Genomic DNA, 24,530 nt, shown 5'->3' with positions numbered 1-24,530 from the left:
ACAGAATGAGCTATCGCTGTACCAGGGCATACGCTCTGCTGCAGTGATAGTGTCCATACTTAATTATTTACAATCAAAGGAGACGATAACATGCTAAGGACTCATAAATGCGGTCAACTGACTGCAGCGAACATCGGCGAGACAGTAACACTGAACGGTTGGGTACAGACCCGTCGTGACCTGGGAGGCGTACTGTTTATTGATCTGCGCGACCGCAGCGGATTGGTACAGATCGTATTTAACCCATCCTTCTCCGGGGATGCCCTGCAGGTAGCAGACCGTGTACGCAGTGAATATGTACTGGCTGTCAAAGGTGAAGTTGTACGCCGCGAAGAAGAAACGATCAACCCGAATATGGAAAATGGTGATATTGAAGTACGTATTACCGAAATCGAAGTCATGAACGCCGCCAAAACACCTCCATTCTTTATTGAAGATGGCGTGGAAGTAGACGAATCCCTGCGTCTGAAATATCGTTATCTGGATCTGCGTCGTCCGGAAATGCAAAAAACACTGATGCTGCGCTCCAAAGCAACCAAGATTTTCCGTGACTTCCTGGACGAGAACGGCTTTATCGATGTCGAAACACCGATTCTGACCAAGAGTACTCCGGAAGGCGCCCGCGACTATCTGGTACCAAGCCGTGTGCACGAAGGTGAATTCTATGCGCTGCCACAGTCTCCGCAGATCTACAAGCAGCTGCTGATGGTGAGCGGACTGGAGCGTTACTACCAGATCGCCCGTTGTTTCCGTGATGAGGATCTTCGTTCCGACCGTCAGCCGGAATTTACCCAGGTCGATATCGAGACTGCCTTTATGGATCGTGACGAGCTGCTGGGCATGATGGAGCAGCTGATGGTGAAGCTGTTCAAAGAAACAATCAATGTAGATATCCCGGTACCGTTCCAGCGTATTACCCATGCGGAAGCGATGGACAAATACGGTTCGGACAAACCGGATCTGCGCTTTGGCCTGGAACTGGTCAATGTCAGCCATATCGTAGCAAGCAGCGGTGCCAAAGTATTCGCATCCGTAATCGAAAAAGGCGGCGAAGTCAAAGTACTGAACGCCAAAGGCTGCGGTACATGGACTCGTAAAGAGATCGACAGCCTGGAGCCTTATGCGAAGCGCTACGGTGCCAAAGGTCTGGCATGGATTCAGATCAAAGAAGGCGAATTTAAAGGCCCTATCGTGAAATTCCTGAGCGAAGGCGAAATTCAGCAAATTCGCGAAGCCACCAATGCAGAAGAAGGCGATCTGCTGCTATTCTCCGCCGATACCAAACAGGTTGTCGCTGATGTACTCGGCGCAATGCGCGTGAAAATCGGACGTGATCTGGGTCTGATCGATGACAATGTATACAAATTTGCATGGGTCGTAGACTTCCCGCTGTTCGGTTACGACGAAGATGCCAAACGTTATGTGGCTGAACATCATCCGTTCACACGTCCTTACGAAGAAGATCTGGAACTGTTCAACACCGATCCAGGCAAAATTCGTGCCCAGGCGTACGATATCGTTCTGAACGGTTATGAAGTGGGCGGCGGTTCCCAGCGTATCTACAAACGCGAACTGCAAGAGCAAATGTTCGAAATGCTCGGATTCACACCGGAATCCGCGCGTGAGCAGTTTGGTTTCCTGATGGATGCATTCGAATACGGTACGCCTCCACACGGTGGTATTGCATTCGGTCTGGACCGTCTGATCATGCTGCTGGCAGGACGCACCAACCTGCGTGAGACTATCGCATTCCCGAAAACAGCCAGCGCTACCGATCTGCTGATGAACGCTCCCGCACCGGTAGATGGAGCACAGCTGGATCAGCTGCATATCCGTTTGGCACCGCCAAAGCCAGTGGTAGATAAAAACTGAGGCAGGTAAATACCCTTTAAGCACGACCACCAGAATGATCTTCTGCTGCAAAGGTGTGTGATGCACCATTTGCAGCAGTTGTTTTGTGTAGGGAGTCGAAGACAGTACAGAAGGTGAAAGGAGCGAATCATGATGTTGAATCAATTTTCACGTACCGAGCTGGCTTTTGGACCGGAAGGTATTGAAGTTATGAAAAACAGTACAGTCGCTGTACTCGGTATTGGCGGCGTGGGTTCTATTGCCGTAGAAGCACTGGCGCGTACCGGTGTCGGCAAAATTATCCTGATTGACAAGGATGTTGTTGATATTACCAATATCAATCGCCAGATCCATGCCCTGACCACTACTGTGGGACAGAAAAAAGCAGATCTGATGGTCGATCGGGTAAAACTGATTAATCCGGAATGTGAAGCGATTGCCCTGAATATGTTTTACACCGAAGAAACGTATGAAGAGCTGTTCAAATATGACCTGGATTATGTGGTGGATGCTTCGGATACGATCATTTACAAAGTGCATTTGATCAAAGAATGTCTGCGTCGCAAAATTCCGATTATCTCCAGTATGGGAGCTGCCAACAAAGTCGATCCGACACTGTTCCAGGTAGCCGATATTTCCAAAACCCATATGGACCCGATTGCCCGCGTCGTACGTACCAAGCTACGCAAAGATGGTATCCATAAAGGTGTTAAAGTCGTCTTCTCGACCGAGCAGCCTAAAAAGCCGCGTCAGGATGTCACCGAGAAGATCGTTCCCGAGAATGCACCGGAAATCCGTAAAGCACAGCAGCCACCAGCAAGTAATGCTTTTGTGCCGCCTGTGGCAGGACTGATTATGGTGAGTGTAGTCGTCAAGGAAATGCTGGCCAAGCACGGTATTGAAATTTAATGTAATGGCAGTGGATACACTTACTGCCCCAGGTTATCAGAGCGTGCCTGTCCATTCGCGGAAGGCACGTTTTTTTGGGCTGGAAGTCATTCGTAAATTCCTGTGTGGGCAGATGTGGATAAAAATCTATTGCATCTGGCTATAAAGTCCGGCGATTCACAACCGAAGATTATTCATATACATGCAAAAAGTTATACATTAGAAAATGTCTGCAAGCCCTGGTCGTTGGCTTGACTTGGCTTAGCTTGGCTTGGCAGACAGATTATCTCTGTTACAGGGGCTAATCATACAGAGAGGGAGTTATATGATGCGTGAGAAGTTACAGCGGATGCTGGGCTTTATGCCGGCCCGTGATGTGCTGCGCAAAGAAATACTGGCCGGTGTCGTCGCTTATTTTGCCGTCGTCTATATTGTACTGGTCAATGCCACGATTCTGTCCGACGCAGGCATTCCGCTCAAGGCAGGAATGGCAGCGACGCTATTGATTTCCATTATCAGCTGTTTGGTAATCGCTTTCCTCGGCAAGTCGCCAATTATTGTTGTTCCGGGTATGGGAGTCAATGCCTTTTTCACCTATACGCTAGTACGATCGATGGGACTCAGCTGGCAGGAAGCGCTGATGGTTGTCACGGTGTCGGGCTTGTTATTTGCCATAGTGGCGTTTACATCCCTGCACCGGCTAATCAGTCAGGCGATTCCGGCTATGCTGCAGCTGGGAATCACAGTAGGGATTGGATTGTTCCTGACTTTTGTCGGTCTGCAAAAAAGCGGTATTGTAATCGCGCACCAGACGACCTTTGTCACGATTGGTCATTTTAATGATCCACAGGTTATCGTATCCTGTGTAACTCTGCTGGTCGCTGTAGTACTTGTTATTCGCAATGTTCCCGGTGGACTGCTGATCAGTATTCTGTTCGGGACGATTATGGCACATCTGCTCGGTGTGGGCAGTGCGGCGAATATCGGAGACGGCAGTGTAATCTCGGCGTATACGCCTTTATTCGGTGCGTTTACGCTGGAAGGAATGCTTCGTTTGCCGTTCTGGATCGCCGTATTCCTGCTGCTGCTGATTCTTGTATTTGAAAACATCGGGTTAATAGGTGCGCAGACCGATATGGCCAAACGTCCGGAGACGTTCAAGGGCAGTCTGCGGGCATTGTCCATCTCCAATATCCTGGCGGGTCTGATCGGCTCCAGTCCGACAGTCGCAGCTGCAGAATCCACTGCCGGTATCGCAGCAGGCGGACGCACGGGTATTACACCGCTGATCACGGCCGTATTGTTCGGCGCGACTTTCTTCTTTATTCCGTGGCTTGGCTATATTCCGGACAGTGCACTGGCACCGGTGCTGATCGTAATTGGAGCAATGATGACGCAGGCGATCCAGGAGATCAAGTTCAGCAATTTTGCTGACTCGTTCCCGGCGTTTCTGATCATCGTCATGATTCCGTTTACGTACAGTATTGTCGACGGTATGGCATTTGGCTTTATTGCTTATCCGGTGGTGAAGTTAGCACAGGGTAAAGGCAGAGAAGTACCAAAGATTCTGTACGGTATCGCAATTTTGTTCCTGGCCAATTTTGTGGTCAATGCGCTGCTCTAGGCAAAAATAAGGATTGGGCGAAAGGATGGAATACATCGGATAGATGGTATTTCCACGTATTTTTGCTGGTATTTCCATTCTTGCTGTGATATATTGAAATTCCTTTGTTCATGGTAAAAACTATAAACAGAAGCGCTAACATACAAGAGTACATCAGGCACAGCCCGGTCATATCGAAGACCGGGAATGACTGGTGTGCTCTTTGCTTGTTATTGCCGGACAAAGAGACCCAAGCATTTCTTAGGAGGTAACTGAAATTGGAAAAGGATTTTCAAAGTGCCTATCAAGAAGAGAAGCACAAGCTGCAGCATACACTGGATGAGGTCGATGCACAGCTGAACCGGCTGCAGCAGATTCCCGTCTATACCGGACATGACTTTACCGAACAGGTACTCGAAGCCGGACGTGAAGAGCAGCGGAAGACTCTGGCAAAAAGCGCACGTGAACCTTATTTTGGACGGCTTGATTTTGCGGAAAATGGCAGCGGTGAACGTCAGCCGCTCTATATCGGCAAAGTAGGTGTTGGCAAATCGGAGATTGATGACCAGCCGCTGGTAGTGGACTGGCGCGCACCGGTTGCCAGCCTGTTTTATTCCTTTACCGGTGGCGAAGAAATGGCGGAATATGAGTCACCGGAAGGTCTGATCGAAGGCCTGGTGTATCTGAAACGCAATATCGTAATTCGTCAACGTCTGCTGGAACGGCTGGCTGATACCTATGACCGGGAAAGTACAGAGCCGGTCGTGACGGACGAATTCCTCGTCTACCGGCTCGGTGAAAACAAAGACAACAAACTGCGGGATATCGTCTCTACGATTCAGGCCGAACAGGACCGGATTATCCGGGCAGTGAAAAATACTGCCCTGGTTATTCAGGGCGTCGCCGGCAGCGGGAAGACGACTGTCGCGCTGCACCGGCTGGCTTTTCTGCTGTATCAGTATCAGGAGCAGGTATCCGCAGAGAAAATGATTATTTTTGCACCGAATAATATGTTCCTTGATTATATCTCGGAAGTACTGCCGGAGCTGGGAGTAGGCGATATCCAGCAGAGTACATTTGCCGATTGGGCGCAGAGTATTCTGGACAGTGATATCCGGCTCATCCCTGCTTCGGAGACGTATGAATACTGGTTCGAATCGCCAGACCGACCGGAAGTCAGCGAAGAGACGCCATCGCGATTCAAAGGTTCGATTGGCTTTATGAAGCTGGTTCGGGAATTTGTCGAGCGGCTGGAAAGGACAGCCGTGCCGGAAATGGACTTCAGTCCATGGGATGGTGCGGTACTGAGCAGGGATGAGATTATGGACTGGTTCAGTAATGAATACCGCCATTATCCACTCGCCAAGCGCAAAGAGCGGGTGATCGCCCGTATTCATCGCTGGGTAGAGATGAGACTCAAAAAGGCCCCTTCTGAAGCGATTCGCAAAGAGCGCAAGAAAAAAGCATCCCAGCGCGAGAAATCGTACGGTAATAAATGGCCCAAATACGAACCGCTGGCACTGTACAAGCAGCTGTTCAAAACCGGCAAAATTACCGGCGATGCCGAAAGTCTGGCAGCCGTATGGGAACAGATTCCAGCTCCGATTCTCAAAAGCGTATCCGCCGAGCTCAAAAAAGACCGGATTCGGGATGAAGATCTGCCGGCGCTCGTCTATATTCATACCCTGCTGAATGAAATGGATGGCAGCCGTCGATTCGACCATGTGGTTATCGATGAAGCCCAGGATTTCTCGCCATTTCATGTGGCACTGCTGGATCTGTATGTACGCGGCAGTTCCTTTACGATTCTGGGCGATCTGTCCCAGGGAATCCATGCTTACCGCGGAGTACAGGCATGGGAAGAAATGAGCAGTCTGTTCCCGGAAGAAAATACCGACTATTTCCCACTGACCCGAAGCTACCGGTCAACGATGGAAATTATCGAATTTGCCAATATCATTCTGGAACGCGGGGTACGTAACGGCATTACGGCTGTACCAGTCTTCCGCAGCGGCGATCCGGTTCGTATGCTGGAATGTACGCCGGACAATCGCCCGGCAGTTATTGCCGATTACTGGCAGCAGCTTCAGGCGAAGGATTATCGCACAACCGCAATCCTGACCCGTACCCTGCATGAAGCGCAAGCGCTGCATGAACAGCTTACCGCAGCCGGTCTTGATATCCATCTGATCGACGGCGGCAAAGCTGCTTATCAGGGGGGACACTCGATCCTGCCGGTCTATCTGTCCAAAGGGTTGGAATTCGATGCGGTTATCGTTACCGATGTAGACACCGACCATTACCGGAATGACTCCTGGGATGCCAAGCTGCTCTATGTCGGCTGCACCCGTGCACTGCACGAACTGTGGCTGCTGCATGGAGAACAGCTGCCGGAGTATGTGACTGCCGAAGCGGATCAGTCAGCAGCCCAATAATTCGTCATTAGCATTCACTAAGCGTTTTGTCGATATTGCTTTTCTACATTATCTCATCCTACAAATAGAAATAAATAATATTTCCCTGATTGTGCGTAACAGCCGAGAGGTTCCAGTGTTTACTGGAGCCTCTTCTTTTTCATTTATACACTTCAGTGGTAAAATATATAGGTTGATCTTTATAACTATCATACAAATATCTCTGAACAGGTAATCGATTCTAAATGATGTCTGTCTACCTGATAAAACAAATTCGTATCTACAAAGTATACCCAGGAGCATAGCGCAGAGAAGAGAATTTTATCCAGGATCGACCTTTGTGAATAAAGACGCATCGCTGTAAGCAGTTGTTCCAGATCTCTATTCTTAACGGGAAGGCGTGATAGAGTCTCTTCCCGGAGCGATTGAAATATACACTGATAATTTATCAAGCCAATCATACACTAACCAAAGACAGGATGTGATCCTTATGGATTTGTTTTCCTTTAACGAGAATAGCAATACCGGCTCGGACGGAATGGGCGTGCTCGCCGACCGGGTACGTCCACAATCGCTGGACGAATATATCGGTCAGGAAGATATCGTAGGACCGGGCAAGCTGCTGCGCCGTGCGATCGAAGCGGATCAGGTCACTTCCATTATCCTCTACGGGCCACCGGGCTGCGGCAAGACTACACTCGCTCATATCATATCCAAACATACCAAGGGCGAATTTGTCCGTCTCAATGCAGTCGATGCGACAGTCAAAGAAGTACGCGAAGTGATTGAGCGTGCCCAGACGAACAAGTCGCTGTATGGCACCAAAACGATCCTGTTTCTGGATGAGGTGCACCGGTTCAACAGCTCCCGTCAGGATGCACTGCTGCCGGCTGTAGAGAAAGGTACGATTATTTTTATCGGGGCGACGACCGAGAATCCTTTTCATTATGTAAATGGTGCCCTGATGAGCCGCTCGACGCTGTTCCAGCTGCATCCCCTCACCAAGGAGCATTCCCTGATCGCTATGCGCCGTGCTCTGGATGATCCGGAAAAAGGCTTGGGCTTTATGAAGCTGCAGGTGGATGAAGCTGCACTGGATCATATCGCTTCAATGGCGAATGGAGATATCCGCCGTGCGCTGAATGCACTGGAACTGGCAGCACTCACTACACCGCCAGAGGTAGACGGCACGATTCATCTGACGCTGGACGTAGCGGAAGAGTCGATCCGCCGTCCGACCGTGCGTGCGGATGAATCAACCCAGTATGATGTATTGTCCGCTTTTCATAAAAGTATCCGCGGTTCCAGTGATGCGGCGTTGTTCTGGTTCCTGTATGCGGTAGAGAAGCTGGGTATGGACCCAATGACCTTTATCCGGCGCCTGATTGCTGCCAGCAGCGAAGATATTGGGCTGGCCAATCCGCAGGCGATGGTGCAGGCACTAGGCGCACTGGATGCTTACCGGACCAATGGCTGGCCGGAAGCCAAGCTGAATATTGCACAGGCCATTCTATTTGCGGTCGAGAGTCCCAAGTCCAATGCTGTCTATACGGCGATCTCCCGCGCGATGTCTGCCATGGATGAGATCAAATCTGCCGAGGTGCCGCTGCATCTGCGCGATACCCATTACAAAGGCTCTGCCCAGCTCGGTCACGAAGGATACAAATATCCGCATAATTTCCCGAATCATTATGTAGAGCAGGAATACCTTCCCAAAAATCTGTCCCGGCGTGTATTCTACAAAGCGACCGATCAGGGCAATGAATCCAAAATCCGGCTGAATCAAGAACGGCGCAGAGGAACTACCTAAGCACTTCTGGAGAGGCATTTACACCGGTACCGGAATAGGCTATATTGTAAATAATTGAATCGGTGATGGAGTTCGCCGTTAACCGCTGGCATAATAATCAGCTGATGACTCCTACCTGTTGAGCCAACGTATGATACGGCTCTATTCAGGTAGGAGTCATTTTTTGTGGAAAAGGAGAATGAAAAATCATGCTTTATGTACTTGTAGCTCTGTTTGGCGTACTGGGCGCGGTATGCCGCTATCTGATCAGCGTGCTAATCCCGAATCATGGATTTCCGCTGGCGACACTGCTGATCAATCTGGCAGGCTCTTTTCTGCTGGCTGTAATCATGAAGTATCTATCCCGGCTGCCCCGGTTCTCACCCATGCTTATTACAGCGATAGGAACAGGCTTTGTCGGTTCATTTACCACGTTCTCGACATTCAGTGTAGAGAGTATCCAGATGATCGAGAAGCAGTGGTACGGATTCGCTGCGCTGTATATTATGATCAGTCTGGTTGGTGGCCTGCTGGCTTCCCGGCTGGGCTTTTACCTGAGTGAACGCTGGTTGAAGCGGGAGGAGGCACCGCATGTTCGTTAATATTGTACTGGTTGCGTGCGGAGCCGTATTGGGTGTACTGACCCGGCTGCTCTTGTCCAATTGGATCAAGCGTAAATGGCCGATGGATTTTCCGCTGGCGACATTTCTGATCAATCTCACCGGGTCCTTTTTGCTGGGATTGCTGGTTGGGTCTGGTGCAGACAGCCATATACAGCTGCTGATCGGCACCGGGTTTATAGGCAGCTATACCACATTTTCCACCTTCAAACTGGAAAGTATCGAACTGCATCTCAAAAAGAAGCACACTACGCTGTTCAGCTACCTGGGGCTATCCTACGTGTGCGGTATTCTACTGGCAGGACTGGGTATCCTGCTTGGTCATCTTTATTTATAAAATAGAACAAAGCCAGTTCGTCAGACCGCCTATCCAACTGCGCATAGCAAAAAAAACGCATACCAAAAGCTTCCTTATCCATAACCGGAGAGGAAGCTTTTTAATAATCATGTAAATGTTAAAATGAAATAAGTAAAATAAACAGGATTTTTCAGGGAAAGAAATTTTGTTCAAGCGCTTTGCAGACAGTCTGTTCTCACGTCATATGATGCGACCTGTTTAGGCTATCTTCATTTGTAAGCAGCAATAAAGTGTCCGTCAATCTATAGAAAAAATCGATTCTGTTCGTCTTATTCTATCCTGACTGCTGTTTACTGCCCCGGATAAACAAAAGAAGCCATTCGTGCGTATTTGCTCAACTCTTCCTCGATCCGCAGGAACTGATTGTACTTGGCTACGCCTTCGGTACGTGCTACAGCGCCGGTCTTGATCTGTCCTGCACTCATACCGGTAGCAAAATCAGCGATAAAAGTATCTTCTGTATCCCCGGAGCGGTGAGAGATCATCGTCGTATAGCCGGCCTGTCTTGCTATTTTGATCGCTTCCATAGATTGGGATACGGTGCCAATTTGATTCGGTTTGATCAGAATAGAGTTGCCGATTCGCTTGCGGATGCCTTCACGGAAAATCGATGGGTTGGTAACGAAAATATCATCGCCGACCAGCTGCACACGCTGTCCGAGGCGCTGGGTCATCGCCTGCCAGCCGCTTTCATCCTTTTCCGACATGCCATCCTCTATAGAAATCACCGGGTATTTCTCTATCAGCTGTTCATAATAATCACTCATCTCACTGCCGGTCCACTGGTTTCCTTCAAAATGATATAGCCCGTCCCGGTAAAATTCACTTGCTGCCGGATCAAGTGCAATCGCAATATCTTTGCCCGGTTCATAACCTGCCTGCTGAATAGCTTCTACCATCAACTGAACAGCTTCTTCGCTGGAATTCAGCTGGGGCGCGAATCCACCTTCGTCGCCTACCGAAGTAGCGAGTCCGCGAGCAGACAGGAGAGAGCCAAGCATATGATACGTCTCAACGACCCGTTCCATCGCTTCACGAAAATGCACAGCACCTATCGGCGTAATCATAAATTCCTGAATCGCGATGCCGGTCTTTGCATGCTTGCCACCATTTATAATATTGAAAAAAGGAAGCGGCAGTTCGCTGTCCACTCCGCCCAGATAACGGTAAAGAGGCATTCGCTGCGATTGCGCTGCTGCGCGACATACCGCCATCGATACACCGAGAATCGTATTGGCACCGAGCCGCGATTTATTCGGCGTTCCGTCCAGATCGATCATCACCTGATCGACAGCCGCCTGATCAAAAGGTGAGTGGCCTTTGAGCGCTTCGGCAATCGTTTCATTTACATGGCGCACCGCCTGAAGCACACCTTTACCGCCAAGCCGTTTGCCGCCGTCCCGCAGTTCTACCGCTTCATGTTCACCTGTGGATACACCGGAAGGAACCGCTGCCCGTCCCCAGGTACCGTCACCGAGCAGTACATCCACTTCCAGAGTAGGATTACCGCGAGAATCAAATATTTCCCTTCCTTGCATCGCGCAGATTGTAGCATTGGGCATAATGGGAAACCTCCTGTAGATAGGATGCTGGAGCTGGAACAACGAATGATAAACGAATGTTTAATCAAAGGAGAGAGTGGAAGAAAAGTAATCCGATCCATATACATAATAATTATCCCGAAAAAGGTTTATGCCTATCACGACAAAAACGTTAATCCGTAAAAGTAAAAGTAAAATTTAGAAGTAACTACGTCAATAAATACAAAACGCTCCCTGAACTGTACACCAATCTCCAAAATCAGAGCATGGTATCAGCAGGGAGCGCTGTTTTCAATACAAGGTATATCTCAGGAATACATTCTGTCCAACCAACAATCAACCGTTACTCTCCCTGTATTTGTTTTACACGATCTATCTCCATGCCAAACGATAAAACAGGAAAAAAATGGATTTGATTACGGTTTTGCCAAGCAGCATTTTGGAAATGCACTGCAACTGTCGAAATACAATTACACAAGCGCCTCATAAGGCACTTTTTCCACAACATCAATTGTACCGCCACCCAGACACAGATCGCCGTCATAGAATACGACTGCCTGTCCCGGTGTGATAGCTTTTTGCTGTACATCGAATTGTACATGCACGGTTCCGTCTTCCTGCCAGGTCAGGGTTACGCCCTGATCCGGTTGGCGGTAACGGAATTTGGCAGCACATGTAACTGTAGTGCCGGCTGCCGGTGTAGAGCCGTCGATCCAGTTCACGCCGGAAGCGATCAGACCGGTCGAGTAGAGGCTTGGATGAGCGTCACCCTGTACGACGTACAAAATGTTCTTTTCCAGATCCTTGTCGGCCACGAACCATGGATTACCATTGCCCGAACCGCCGATTCCCAGTCCCTGACGCTGTCCGAGTGTGTAGTACATCAGACCGTCATGTCTGCCTTTGACTTCACCAGTAGCGATATCGACCATTTCGCCAGATTTGGCAGGCAGATAATTGCTCAGGAATTCACGGAAATTGCGTTCCCCGATAAAGCAGACACCGGTGCTGTCTTTTTTCTTGGCGGTATACAGATTGGCTTCGGCTGCGATACGGCGTACTTCCGGTTTCGGCAGATGGCCGATCGGGAACATCGCTTTGGATAGCTGCTGCTGGCTGAGTGCATTGAGGAAATACGTTTGATCCTTGTTGTTATCCACGCCACGCAGCAGTTTGTATTGTCCGTCTTCTTCAATAACACGCGCATAATGGCCTGTCGCTACATAATCGGCGCCCAGATCCATCGCCTTGTTCAGGAATTCGCCGAACTTGATTTCACGGTTGCACATAACGTCTGGATTCGGCGTGCGTCCGCGCTTGTACTCATCCAAGAAATAGGAGAATACTTTGTCAAAGTATTCCTTTTCAAAATTCACGGTGTAATAAGGAATGCCGATTTGTTCGCAGACACGGCGTACATCTTCTGCATCGTCCTCAGCGGTACAATTCCCGAATTCATCGGTATCATCCCAGTTTTTCATAAAAATACCGATTACGTCGTAGCCCTGCTCCTTGAGCAGCAGCGCAGTGACGGAAGAGTCGACGCCGCCGGACATACCGACGACGACACGTGTATCTGATATTGCTTTGGTCATGGCTGATCACTTCCCTGATAAAAGAATTGGGCTGTCTCCCGGACAGCTCTATATGTCGTTAAAACTCGAATAATGAATAATTTCCCATACCCTGCATATCTATGTTACGATAGGTAAGAATAAAGATCGGAATACACTGAATTATTGAAAGTGCGTAACGGATATGCAACTGCTAATTATAATTCCTCTTACTAAATAAAGCAATAATCTTTCGTGATTTTGGTCAAATCTAAGATGAGGTGTTCTTAATGAAAATTTCAACCAAAGGACGTTATGGTCTGACAATTATGATGGAGCTGGCCGGCCGTTTTGGCGAAGGTCCAACTTCCCTCAAAAGTATCGCCGAGAAAAACCAGCTGTCCGAGCATTATCTGGAGCAATTGATTGCACCGCTACGTAATGCCGGTCTGGTCAAAAGTATCCGTGGTGCCTACGGCGGCTATATTTTGTCCCGCGAACCGGAACAGATTACAGCCGGTGAAGTTATCCGCGTACTGGAAGGTCCGATTTCGGTCGTTGACTTTACCGATGAGGATGTAGCGGCCAAGCGTCATCTGTGGATGCAGATTCGCGATGCTATTGCAGGCGTTATCGATTCCACGACCCTGCAGGACCTGATCACTTACCGTGAACAGGGGCAGGAAGACAACTACATGTTCTACATCTAAAGCCAGTCATATCCTGACCGGTAACGAGATACCCTGCCGGATGCACCGGAGCGCTGAATAGAGGCGGCTTCGGACATTCGGCAGCTGTAGCATAACGGATAACGGAAGGGTACATTGCCTAATCAGGCTACCCCTTCCGTTTTTTGTCGTTCTGCTGAATACTACCGACGTTATTGATTTAATTAATATATATTTAAGTGTTTGTTCCTAAATTTACCATCTCCCATGAAAGTTCAGGTGACTATATAATGAAATCTATTTATCTTGATCATGCCGCTTCAACCCCGGTTCATCCGGAGGTAGCTCAGACGATGGTGGAAGTAATGACAGGAACGCATGGCAATGCATCCAGCGTGCACTCTTTTGGCCGCGCAGCCAAGCGGATTGTCAGCAGTGCGCGCGACAATATCGCTGCCCGTTTGGGGTGTCATCCCAACGAACTGGTATTCACTGCCGGTGGCACCGAGAGTGATAATATGGCGCTGTTTGGAACTGCCGAAGCTCTCAGAGAGCAGGGACGTCATATTATTACTTCACAGATCGAGCACCATGCTGTTCTGCATGCGTGCGCAGCACTGGAGAGCCGCGGTTATGAAGTGACCTATCTGCCTGTAGATGCGACCGGTCGCGTAAATCCCGATGATGTACAGGCCGCGATTCGCCCGGATACCATTTTGATCAGTATTATGTTCGGCAATAATGAAGTCGGTACACTGCAGCCGATTACCGAGATTGGTAATATGGCACGAGAGCACGGTGTTGTATTTCATACTGATGCGGTGCAGGCATTGGGCGCTGTACCGATCAACTGCAGCGAACTGCCGGTGGATCTGATCAGCTTTTCTTCCCACAAAATCAACGGTCCACAGGGAATTGGCGCGCTGTATGTACGTCAGGGAACCAAGCTGGAGCCACTGCTACATGGTGGATTACAGGAACGCAAACGCCGTGCCGGTACCGAGAATCTCGCAGGAATCGCCGGATTTGGCAAAGCGGTCGAACTGGCGACCGATCAGCTGGAAGCTCGTCAGGAGCAACTGGATGGTCTGCGCAGACTCATGATCGAGATGCTGGAGCAGGAAGCAGGCGTCGATGCTTTTGTTATCAATACGCCACTGACTCATTCCCTGCCGCATATCCTGAATATCAGCTTCCCAGGCGTAAACAGCGAGACGATGCTGATGAATCTGGATATGGAATCTATTGCGGCGGCGAGCGGATCGGCTTGTACCTCCGGTTCGTTGGAGATTTCCCATGTGCTGCAGGCGATGAATCTCTCGGAAAATGTACTGCATTCGGCGATTCGCTTCAGCTTTGGCATGGGTAATACTAGGGAAGAAATAGAACGCACCGCCCAAAAAATTGCAACCATTCTAAAACGCGTACGTAAATAATGATCAGGGCTCCCCTGTATGGTGACTAAGGGAGGGAAGAGGTCAGACGACGCCAACAGCCGGGCAGGAAGGAATGCATATTCTCACCTGCGCAATTTGTGCGATAAGGAGGTCCTGCCAGTGTTGAAGATGCAAGGAATGATCGGGCTTGCCGTATTTGATATTGAGGATGGCAAACAGCTTGGCAAGGTTCATGATTTCATCTTAGGGGAAGACTGGTCTGTCCAGGGCTTTGAGCTGGAAGGCAAAGGGTTATTTTCACTGCAGGTGCGTACCATTCTTTGGGAGGATATTGTGTCCCATGGAGAGGACGCTATTATGATTCGTAATCAACAGGCAGTACGCCAGGTGGCGGCTGACGATATCAAGCATACATTTCTTCTCGGAGACAGCAAAATCAAGGACATGCCTGTTTTGACCAGTGAAGGGGCAAGACTGGGCTATGTCTCGGATGTTTACTTTAATCCGGAACTGGGTAAAAGCATTACCGGGATTGAAATTAGTGACGGTTTTATCTCGGATTTGATTGGCGGCCGAAAATGGCTCCCTGTCAGCAGCCAGATTGCTTTCGGTGAAAGCGCCATATTGGCGCCGATGGCCAGTGATCAGCGGCTGGAGGAATGCCTTTGATTTGCAGTTGATACTGTATGGACGGTGAATTCTGATTATAGCAGACACAGGATACCTGGTATTTTGCGGTGTGGGACAATCAGGACAGGCGCCAGAAGGATGGGTCAACTGCCCAAACTTTTAGACGGATAGGGTGAGCGCGGAGTGAAATGTCCAAACTGTAGTTCCAAAGATATCGGCAAGATCGGTTCCCACCAGTTCTATTGCTGGGGCTGCTTTATTGAGCTGACGGTGAACGGCGGCAAAATGTCAGTGTATCAGGTGGAAGAGGATGGCACGCTCAGTTCGCTGGACGATCTGTTCATTGAGAAGCCGGTAGCTGCATCTGCTCACGCGCAGATGTCCTCGTGAACATTTACACATGATGACAGATAGTGGTCATGGCCGCAGCTATGCAATCTTAGCAGGATACATACCCTTTATATAGCAGCAGGCTAATGACACAGGCCCCGGCAGATTGCGTACCTCCATAGTGATGTACAGCGAATCGGCCGGAGGCCTTTTTGTACCACGGCGTTATGAATAACAGGGATGATGATAAGATAAAGGATGCTGTGCGGTGTACGATTGACAGACTTTCGCACGCTGGATATACTGATATAGGTTGTTGAAAAAGCCGTGAAATCCCGGATCATGCCAATAAATTTGTGTAATTTGGATATACAGTGGGTTAATGCCTGTTGTTCACCAGCCTTTGCATAATAAAAAAGGGTTGCAGGGATACACCGCTGTACGGAATACAAGAATACCGTCCCTGATCTTTGACAGGGGCGTTTTTTAGATTTTAAGGCTGTTACATAGCATTTTGCGAAATGCTGTCCATACCCCCAAGGAGGCTCATTACTTATGAAAGCAAGTGAAATTCGTTCCAAATGGCTCGCTTTTTTTGAAAGCAAAGGACATAACGTTGAGCCGAGTGCACCGCTCGTGCCAAACAACGATCCCTCTCTGTTGTGGATCAACGCCGGTATGGCTCCACTCAAAGCGTATTTTGACGGTCGCGTCAAACCGGAAAATCCGCGTATTACGAACTCGCAAAAATGTATTCGTACCAATGATATTGAAAACGTGGGTAAAACCCGTCGTCACCATACGTTCTTCGAGATGCTGGGTAACTTCTCCATCGGCGATTATTTCAAAGAGGAAGCGATTACCTGGGCATGGGAATTCCTGACCGGCAAAGAGTGGATCGGCTTCGATCCGGAGCGCCTGTCTGTAACGGTATACCCGGAAGACGAAGAAGCATTCAAACTGTGGAATGAGAAAATCGGTCTGCCTGCAGAGCGCATCATCAAGCTGGAAGACAACTTCTGGGATATCGGTGAAGGCCCATGTGGTCCTTGTACCGAGATTTTCTATGATCGCGGCGATGCCTATGGCAAGCTGGACCCAAGTGATCCGGAAATGTATCCGGGCGGCGAGAATGAGCGTTTCCTGGAAGTATGGAACCTTGTATTCTCCCAGTTTAACCATAACAAAGACGGCAGCTATACACCGCTGCCTAACAAAAATATCGATACAGGTGCAGGTCTGGAGCGTTTTGCTTCCATTATCCAGGATGTGGATTCCAACTTTGACACGGATCTGTTCCAGCCGATGATTCAGGAAACGGCTCAAATCGCCGGTGTAACCTACAAGCAAAATGAAGAGACCGATGTAGCACTCAAAGTTATTGCTGACCATGTGCGTACGGTAACTTTTGCTGTCGGTGATGGCGTACTGCCTTCCAATGAAGGACGCGGTTATGTAATCCGCCGTCTGCTGCGTCGTGCGGTTCGGTACGGTAAAGTAATCGGTCTGGACAAGCCATTCCTGTTCAGTCTCGTCAAAACCGTTGGGGATGTAATGGGTGTATACTATCCAACCGTTGTCGAGCAGCGTGAATATATCGAGAAAATTATTCGTACCGAGGAAGAGCGTTTCCACGAGACACTGTCCGATGGTCTGAATATTCTGGCTGAACTGGCAGAGCAGGCCAAACAGCAGGGACAAAATGTAATTAGCGGTGCAGATGCATTCAAATTGTATGATACGTACGGTTTCCCGTTCGATCTGACAGAAGACTATGCACTGGAAAATGGCCTGACCGTCGATCGTGAAGGATTCGATGCATCCATGCAGGAGCAGCGTACCCGTGCACGTGCAGCCCGTCAGGATAGCGGCAGCATGAAAGTACAGGGCGGCGTATTGTCCGACTTTGAAGGCAAGAGCGAATTTATCGGTTATGAGCAGCTGACCGTACAATCTACAGTAGCAGCCATTATCAAAGACGATGCTTTTGTAGAAAAAGCAGGTGCAGGTGAATCGGTCCAGGTTATTCTCGATGTGACTCCTTTCTATGCAGAGAGTGGCGGTCAGGTCAGCGATCTTGGTCTGCTGAGCAGTGACAAGGTAGAAGCTTCGGTAGAAACCCTGTTCAAGGCACCACGTGGACAATCGGTTCATATCGTAACAGTAAGCTCCGGCGAACTGGCTGTCGGTGACGTGGTTACCGCTCAGGTCGATGCACCGAACCGCAATGATATTATCAAAAACCATACAGCGACTCACCTGATGCACAAAGCACTCAAAGAAGTGCTGGGTAACCATGCCAACCAGGCAGGTTCCCTGGTCGAAGCCGAGCGTCTGCGCTTTGACTTCTCCCACTTCAGCAGCATTACACCGGAAGAGTTGGCTGATGTAGAGCGTCGTGTCAACCAGGAAATCTGGAAAGCATTGGACGTAGAGATTAACTATATGGGTATCGATGAAGCCAAAGAACTGGGCGCTATGGCCTTGTTCGGCGAGAAATACGGCGATATCGTACGTGTCGTCAAAATCGGCGATTACAGCATCGAGCTGTGCGGAGGTTGTCACGTACTGAATACCTCGCAGATCGGTCTGTTCAAAATCGTATCCGAGAGCGGTATCGGCTCTGGTGTACGCCGGATCGAAGCGGTAACCGGACGTCTGGCGTATATGTTCCTGGACAGCCAGCTGGATCTGCTCAAGCAGGCTGCTGTACAGCTGAAATCCAATGTGCATGATGTACCAAAACGGGTAGAAGCACTGAACCAGCAGCTGCGTGAGCTGGGCCGTGAGAACGAATCCCTGCAAAGCAAGCTGAGCCTGATCGAAGCCGGACAGCTGACCGACAAAGCCGAAATGATCGGCGAGACACAATTGCTGGCAACAGCAGTCAGCGTATCCAGCATGGACGCTCTGCGCGGTCTGGCCGACGAACTCAAAGGCAAACTGCCGGAAGCTGTACTCGTACTGGGCGCAGCGATCGACGATAAAGTCAACTTTGTCGTTGTCGTACCAAAATCCGGTATCGAGCGCGGACTGCATGCCGGCAAACTGGTCAAAGAAGTCGCAGCTATCTGCGGCGGTGGTGGCGGCGGCCGTCCGGATATGGCTCAAGCCGGCGGTAAAGATGCTTCCAAGCTGAACGAAGCTATCGAAGCAGCCAAAAAACACGTTGCATCGATCTAATTTATAAGTTCTGCAATCTGCCATATAATCATCCCAAAGTACAGATATCCAATCTGTCACCAGTGATTATGGGAGCAGGTTTACAAATGATCTTGTAAATGCCTAAAACATTTGAATATCGGAACGACCTATCATGTTGTATGCTTTACCTACAATTCAATTTAAAAATCTGTTGTACTACCGGCTGATGCAATAAGCGCAGAGCGAAGACAAGGGAATAGGGCAAAGGACGATATTGGAGCACAGGAATCTTCATTTCCCTCTGCTCCAAAGATTCCTGTGCTCCCCCTGAGGACGTGCCCTATCCCTTTCCGCAGCGCTTGCTGCACCTAGCCGCATTTCTCTACACAGACTTTTCAAAAAATTGTAACTTTTTGATTTGTTTTAGCGTAAATATTTCTTGTATATCCCTTGATGTGTTATGATGAGGAAGAATCAACATGAACATCAGGGGATTCCATTTTGAGGAAGCGTGTGAGCAAACACTTTTTCCGAAAAGCGAGGTGTCAGCGAGTGGACTCCATGGACAAAACAGTCAAGTTTAGCGTGAAGGGCGATGAGCACGAGAGCTCCTCACAGGAAATACTACTCACCGTGTACGATGCACTGGTTGAGAAAGAGTACAATCCGATCAATCAGATTGTCGGCTATCTTATTTCGGGGGACCCCGCTTATATTCCCCGTCATAACAATGCACGAAGCCTGATCGGCAAAAAAGAGCGGGATGAATTAATAGAAGAACTGGTCCGTTCCTACCTGGCCAGTCATCGGTAGAAGCGGAGCGTACGCAATGAAAATATTAGGACTGGATTATGGAGACCGCCGGATCGGTGTCGCTGTCAGCGACGCATTCGGTTGGACCGCTCAGGGAGTCGAAGTCATCGACCGTCAGCGCAATCCCCAGGTTGACGAGCGTATCGCCGAACTCATACAGGAATATGAGATCAGCGAGATTGTGGTTGGACTTCCCAAGAATATGAACGGTTCTGTCGGTCCCCGTGGTCAAATATGTATCGATTTTGCAGAACATCTTCGGGAATCTGTGCAGCTGCCTGTTCACCTATGGGATGAGAGGCTTACAACGATGTCAGCCGAGCGCACATTGATTGAGGCTGATGTAAGTCGCAAGAAACGCAAGCAGGTCGTTGATAAAATGGCCGCAAGCTTGATACTACAAAATTACTTGGATTCTAAAAGTAAAAGGTGAGGGTGGTTAATATGGCGAAGGATCAAAATTTGCTTGAGGACGAACCAGAAATTATTTACATTCCTGATGATGAGGGTAATGAAGAAGAATTTGAAGTCATCATGAAATTCGAAGTCGACGGTTCGGACGCCAAATATATGATGGTCGTGCCTATGGAAGCCACAGAGGACGATACCGATGAAGTATATGCGTTCCGATATGAAGAGGAAGAAGACGATCTGAAGCTGTACATCATTGAAGATGAAGCGGAATGGCAGATTGTTGAAGAAACCTTCAATACATTAGTTGCTGAATTGGATGGTGAATAAACCGATGAGTGATCTTTCTGCGAGTAGCGTCAAGTTAACAACAAGACTGCTGGAAGCCTATGGTGTGCTGATCGAATTGACAGATGAGCAGGACCAGACCACAGTTTATCGTCTAATCAGCGAATTTGAGACGGAGACCGGTGCTTATGCTGTATTGCAAAAAGACAATGGTCTGCCGGAGGACGAAGTAGAAATCCTCAAAATTATCGACTCCACCGAAGGACGTCCGGAGCTGGTAACAATCGATGATGACGATGAATGGGAAGATGTAGCCGAGCTGTATGACGAACTGACATTACCGTTTGAAGATTAATCACGGCAGGTTACAGCACGCAGTCCGATCAAGTGCTCAACTCATGTACTTACCTGAAAAGAGCGGAATCTTTCCGCTCTTTTTGGCTGTCAAAGGAGATGTTATATCTATTGCGTAGGCGAGCTGGCAAATTAGGTTGTCTGTTTTTGATCATTATCATCATTATTGTGGGAATCGTAGTATACGGCTGGAGAGAGATGCAGCCAACTACTGCATCGGAGCAACCTGTCGCTTATACACTGGCACAGGGAACTTCCAGTGAAACACTGGCCAATCAGCTGGAAGAGAAAGGTCTGATCCGGAATGCAACAGCATTCAGGCTGTATCTGAAAATGAACAGTCAAGGCAGTCAGTTCAAAGCAGGCGATTATGAATTCACACCAGGAATGACATACGAACAGATTATTACCAAGCTGAATAATGCAGAGGTTGTTGTACCGAAAACGATGAAGTTTACGATTCCGGAAGGATACACCGTCACCCAGATTGCCGACAAGCTGAGCGGTGAAGGATTCGTGGATCGTGCCAAGTTTATGGCACTGGTCGATGACCCTTCCCAGTTCAAGCAGGCACGTGAATGGAATGTACCTACCGGCAAAGGCATTCTTCATCCGCTGGAAGGCTATTTGTTCCCGGCAACGTACAATCTTCCGATCGAGAGTACAGAGGAAGACGTAATTGCCAATATGCTGGCAGGTACACGTACTAATCTGAACAGCATTAAAGATCTCGATACCAAACTCAAGGCACGCAAAATGACACTGCATGAGCTGCTGACCGAAGCTTCTCTGGTCGAGCGCGAAGTCGTCGTACCGGAAGAACGCGCCGAAGTAGCCGGAGTGATCGATAATCGTCTTCAAAAGAAAATGAGACTGCAGATAGATGCGACTGTCCAGTATGCACTGGGCAAGCAAAAATCACGTCTGTTATACTCGGATCTGGAAATCGACAGTCCGTACAATACGTACCGGAATGAAGGGCTTCCGCCGGGACCGATTGCCAATCCAGGGATTGAAGCGATCCGGGCAGCTCTGGAGCCGAAGACCTCCGAATACTTGTATTATGTGACCAAAAAGGATGGCTCGGGTAGTCATCTGTTTGCCAAAACCTATCAGGAACATTTGAAAAATATCGAGACCAGCAAAGCAACCAGCTCCACCAGCGGTGGATAAAGCAGCAAAGCTTCAGAATACACATACACAGGGATATAGTCCGGCAGGTCCGGGATATATCCCTGTCTGTCCGTTCTTTATTAAAAATAGACAATATATATTCACTCTACAGCAGTCTGAACTGTAGAATTACTGGTACAATGAACAATGTAGCAAGACAGGGAAACCGCAGATAGGATGAATATACAGCCGTACAGGCTGGGAGGTGGCTTTACATGAGTAACAAACCTGAGCTGTTGGTGACAGTCTCTTCGATGGAAGAGCTGCGCCGTCTGGCAGAAGCAGGAGCCGACGCTTTTCTGGTTGGTGAAGAGCGTTATGGCATGCGTATGCCGGGGAAATTTACACGAGAACATATTGCGGAAGCGGCAGCCTATGTGCATGCACAGGGCAAGCGAATCTACGTAGCTGTCAATAATCTGATGACTAATGATGTGCTGGATGAGCTGCCTGCTTATATTACCGCTCTGCGTGAAGCGGGAGTAGACGGAATTGAATTTGGCGATCCATCGGTATTGTCGGTCGTGCGTGAACTGGCGCCGGAGATGGCGCTGCACTGGAATGCCGAGATGACCTCGACCAATTCATCTACAGCCAATTACTGGGGCCGTAAGGGGGCAACCCGGGCCGTACTGGCACGTGAACTGAATATGGACGAGATTACCGGTATGATGGACAAAATGGAAGTCGAAGCGCAGGTACAGGTACATGGCATGACGAATATTTATCATTCCAAACGCCGCCTCGTACAGAGTTACATGGAACATCAGGGTAAAAAGGTCACGGGTGATCTGGGACTGCAGCGGGGATTGTTCCTGATCGAAGCAGAACGCCGCGACGAGAAATTCCCGATCTATGAAGATACCAATGGTACTCATATTATGAGTTCAGAAGATATCTGTATACTGGAAGATCTACATCTGCTCATGGAAGCCGGTGTACAGAGCTTCAAAATCGAAGGTATACTGAAGCCGATCGCGTACAATGAAGCGGTAGTACGTGCTTACCGGCTGGCGATAGATACGTATTTTGCCGATCCGGACAGCTACGAATTCCAGGAAGACTGGCTGGATGAAGTCAGACAGCTGCAGGACCCGGAACGTGAACTGGCATTTGGATTCTTTTATAAAGAGCAGGTATTTTAAGCTGCTATTGTCGGATTGTAGGAGTGCATCATACCTCTGTCTGCCTATGGGAGATAGAACGGGATAAGCTGCAGTCACAACCGTAGACTGACAGACAGCATCAAGCAACAAGATCAAGGGGGAGATCTCCATGAGTACCATGGATAAACCAAAATATTTCGGAAAACGTCATCGTCTGGACAAGCCGGAACTGCTTGCACCTGCAGGCAATCTGGAGAAGCTCAAATTCGCTATCCACTACGGTGCAGACGCTGTATATATTGGCGGACAAAAATACGGCCTTCGGTCCAACGCGGATAACTTCAGTTTTGAAGAGATGCGGGAAGGCGTTGAGTTTGCCAACAAATATGGAGCCAAAGTATTCGTAGCCACGAATATTTATGCCCATGATGAAGATATTGAAGGTATCGAAGAGTATCTGCGCAATCTGGAAGATGCCGGAATCTCGGCGATCATCGCAGCCGATCCAACGATCATCGAGATCGCTCTGCGCTGTGCGCCGAAGCTGGAAGTTCACCTGAGCACCCAGCAGTCGACGATCAACTGGCAAGCCGTGAAGTTCTGGAAAGAAGAAGGACTGCCGCGCGTGGTACTGGGACGCGAGACCAGCCTCGAAGAGATCGCCGAGATCAAAAAGCATGTGGATGTAGAGATCGAAGCATTTATTCATGGCGCGATGTGTTCTTCCTTCTCGGGACGCTGTGTATTGTCCAATCACTTTACCGACCGTGATTCCAACCGTGGTGGCTGCTGTCAGTCGTGCCGCTGGAAATACGATCTGTTCGAGGATGCACGCTCGCAGGAAGAATGGATCTCCGAAGAGGAAGCCGCAGACAATCGTGTACTGGAGCAGTTCCGTCTTGGTGTGAACCAGAAGCCGATGTATGAAGAGAATGACAATCCATTCTCTATGGGCTCCAAGGATCTGTGTATGCTGGAAGCGATCCCCGATCTGATCGAAGTCGGTATCGACAGCTTCAAGATCGAAGGCCGGATGAAATCAATCCACTACGTGGCGACTGTGGTTAACGCTTATCGTCAGGCGATTGACTCCTATATGGCTGATCCGGAGAACTATGTACTCAAGCCTGAATGGCTGGAGGATATCAACAAAGCGGCCAACCGTCCGCTGAATACCGGATTTTTCTATGATACGCCGGATAATGAAGATCATATCTATGAGCCGGAAGACAAAGCGGTACCTTATGACTTTGCCGGGTTGGTATTGGATTATGATGAAGCAACCGGAATGGCTACCATTCAACAGCGCAATCATTTCAAACCGGGACAGGAGATTGAGTTCTTCGGTCCAGGCAATACTTTCTTCAAGCAGATCGTAGGTCAGATCTGGGATGAAGAAGGCAATGAACTGGACGCTGCCCGTCATCCGCTGCAAAAAATCAAAATGAAAGTGGATCAGCCGGTCCGTTACTTTGATATGATGCGCAAGAAAAATGTAAAAAAAGTTAAAATGTCGGCTGCTGTATAAAGCAATATATCAACAAGATAGTTGGATAACCGATAGCTATAACTAAATAGATAAGGCTTTTTATACATCAT

21 protein-coding genes and 1 riboswitch are annotated in these 24,530 nt (G+C 48.9%); of the genes, 19 read left to right on the top strand and 2 right to left on the bottom strand.

The genetic code is table 11. From position 1 onward, the window contains the following. Window positions 1-90: 90 nt before the first annotated feature. The 7 genes from aspS to crcB (AR543_RS19795) all read left to right on the top strand — a co-directional run bounded on the left by aspS (window position 91) and on the right by crcB (AR543_RS19795) (window position 9,502). On the top strand, window positions 91-1,872 hold the full coding sequence (gene aspS, locus AR543_RS19825) for an aspartate--tRNA ligase (RefSeq protein ID WP_060536108.1): 1,782 nt from the start codon (window positions 91-93) through the stop codon (window positions 1,870-1,872). A 132-nt stretch (window positions 1,873-2,004) separates the two neighbouring features. After that, the gene (locus AR543_RS19820) at window positions 2,005-2,760 is read left to right on the top strand and encodes a tRNA threonylcarbamoyladenosine dehydratase (protein ID WP_060536107.1); all 756 of its coding nucleotides are present in this window, start codon (window positions 2,005-2,007) and stop codon (window positions 2,758-2,760) included. A 307-nt stretch (window positions 2,761-3,067) separates the two neighbouring features. Then, on the top strand, window positions 3,068-4,363 hold the full coding sequence (locus AR543_RS19815) for an NCS2 family permease (protein WP_060536106.1): 1,296 nt from the start codon (window positions 3,068-3,070) through the stop codon (window positions 4,361-4,363). 257 nt (window positions 4,364-4,620) lie between these two features. Next, window positions 4,621-6,777, top strand: a complete 2,157-nt coding sequence (locus AR543_RS19810) for a HelD family protein (RefSeq protein WP_060536105.1) — start codon at window positions 4,621-4,623, stop codon at window positions 6,775-6,777. Between the two features lie 469 nt (window positions 6,778-7,246). Next, complete coding sequence (locus AR543_RS19805) at window positions 7,247-8,566, top strand: replication-associated recombination protein A (RefSeq protein ID WP_060536104.1); 1,320 nt, start codon at window positions 7,247-7,249, stop codon at window positions 8,564-8,566. A gap of 52 nt (window positions 8,567-8,618) precedes the next feature. Then, window positions 8,619-8,687: riboswitch (Fluoride riboswitch) on the top strand. A 67-nt stretch (window positions 8,688-8,754) separates the two neighbouring features. After that, on the top strand, window positions 8,755-9,147 hold the full coding sequence (gene crcB / locus AR543_RS19800; protein WP_060536103.1) for a fluoride efflux transporter CrcB: 393 nt from the start codon (window positions 8,755-8,757) through the stop codon (window positions 9,145-9,147). After that, window positions 9,137-9,502 carry a fluoride efflux transporter CrcB gene (crcB, locus tag AR543_RS19795; RefSeq protein WP_060536102.1) on the top strand — a complete coding sequence of 122 codons (366 nt, stop codon included), beginning with the start codon at window positions 9,137-9,139 and terminating at the stop codon, window positions 9,500-9,502. Before crcB (AR543_RS19800) ends, crcB (AR543_RS19795) begins: the two co-directional genes overlap by 11 nt. Window positions 9,503-9,813: 311 nt before the next feature. Here the strand turns inward: crcB (AR543_RS19795) and eno are convergent, their stop codons facing one another. Beyond that, on the bottom strand, window positions 9,814-11,085 hold the full coding sequence (eno, locus tag AR543_RS19790; protein ID WP_060536101.1) for a phosphopyruvate hydratase: 1,272 nt from the start codon (window positions 11,083-11,085) through the stop codon (window positions 9,814-9,816). A gap of 449 nt (window positions 11,086-11,534) precedes the next feature. Continuing rightward, the gene (gene mnmA / locus AR543_RS19785; protein ID WP_060536100.1) at window positions 11,535-12,659 is read right to left on the bottom strand and encodes a tRNA 2-thiouridine(34) synthase MnmA; all 1,125 of its coding nucleotides are present in this window, start codon (window positions 12,657-12,659) and stop codon (window positions 11,535-11,537) included. 248 nt (window positions 12,660-12,907) lie between these two features. Between mnmA and cymR the strand changes: the two genes are divergently transcribed. The 12 genes from cymR (at window position 12,908) to AR543_RS19725 (ending at window position 24,459) form a co-directional block, all read left to right on the top strand. Continuing rightward, window positions 12,908-13,327: a cysteine metabolism transcriptional regulator CymR gene (gene cymR / locus AR543_RS19780; RefSeq protein WP_060536099.1), complete on the top strand. Its 420-nt coding sequence runs from the start codon at window positions 12,908-12,910 to the stop codon at window positions 13,325-13,327. A 248-nt stretch (window positions 13,328-13,575) separates the two neighbouring features. Beyond that, window positions 13,576-14,721 carry a cysteine desulfurase family protein gene (locus AR543_RS19775; RefSeq protein ID WP_060536098.1) on the top strand — a complete coding sequence of 382 codons (1,146 nt, stop codon included), beginning with the start codon at window positions 13,576-13,578 and terminating at the stop codon, window positions 14,719-14,721. Between the two features lie 123 nt (window positions 14,722-14,844). Further along, on the top strand, window positions 14,845-15,351 hold the full coding sequence (locus AR543_RS19770; protein WP_060536857.1) for a PRC-barrel domain-containing protein: 507 nt from the start codon (window positions 14,845-14,847) through the stop codon (window positions 15,349-15,351). Window positions 15,352-15,495: 144 nt separating this feature from the next. Further along, the gene (locus AR543_RS19765) at window positions 15,496-15,702 is read left to right on the top strand and encodes a hypothetical protein (protein WP_017813463.1); all 207 of its coding nucleotides are present in this window, start codon (window positions 15,496-15,498) and stop codon (window positions 15,700-15,702) included. Between the two features lie 495 nt (window positions 15,703-16,197). Then, a complete protein-coding gene (alaS, locus tag AR543_RS19760) occupies window positions 16,198-18,825 on the top strand; it encodes an alanine--tRNA ligase (RefSeq protein ID WP_060536097.1) in 2,628 nt (875 codons plus the stop codon). A 513-nt stretch (window positions 18,826-19,338) separates the two neighbouring features. Then, entirely contained in the window at window positions 19,339-19,599 is a 261-nt protein-coding gene (locus AR543_RS19755) for an IreB family regulatory phosphoprotein (protein WP_017813465.1), read from the top strand. 16 nt (window positions 19,600-19,615) lie between these two features. Then, the gene (ruvX, locus tag AR543_RS19750) at window positions 19,616-20,032 is read left to right on the top strand and encodes a Holliday junction resolvase RuvX (protein ID WP_017813466.1); all 417 of its coding nucleotides are present in this window, start codon (window positions 19,616-19,618) and stop codon (window positions 20,030-20,032) included. 11 nt (window positions 20,033-20,043) lie between these two features. Next, entirely contained in the window at window positions 20,044-20,340 is a 297-nt protein-coding gene (locus AR543_RS19745) for a DUF1292 domain-containing protein (protein WP_017813467.1), read from the top strand. 4 nt (window positions 20,341-20,344) lie between these two features. Then, window positions 20,345-20,653 (top strand): DUF1292 domain-containing protein, encoded by a 309-nt coding sequence (locus tag AR543_RS19740; protein ID WP_060536096.1) that lies wholly within the window; start codon window positions 20,345-20,347, stop codon window positions 20,651-20,653. 98 nt (window positions 20,654-20,751) lie between these two features. Then, a complete protein-coding gene (gene mltG, locus AR543_RS19735; RefSeq protein WP_060536095.1) occupies window positions 20,752-21,825 on the top strand; it encodes an endolytic transglycosylase MltG in 1,074 nt (357 codons plus the stop codon). Between the two features lie 215 nt (window positions 21,826-22,040). Beyond that, window positions 22,041-22,970, top strand: a complete 930-nt coding sequence (locus AR543_RS19730; protein ID WP_060536094.1) for a peptidase U32 family protein — start codon at window positions 22,041-22,043, stop codon at window positions 22,968-22,970. A 130-nt stretch (window positions 22,971-23,100) separates the two neighbouring features. Beyond that, entirely contained in the window at window positions 23,101-24,459 is a 1,359-nt protein-coding gene (locus AR543_RS19725; RefSeq protein ID WP_060536093.1) for a peptidase U32 family protein, read from the top strand. The last annotated feature ends 71 nt before the right edge of the window (window positions 24,460-24,530 follow it).

Source organism: Paenibacillus bovis, assembly GCF_001421015.2.
GTDB lineage: Bacteria > Bacillota > Bacilli > Paenibacillales > Paenibacillaceae > Saccharibacillus > Saccharibacillus bovis.
Note: the sequence above shows the minus strand (reverse complement) of the source record. Positions and strands in the feature narration are given on the sequence as shown.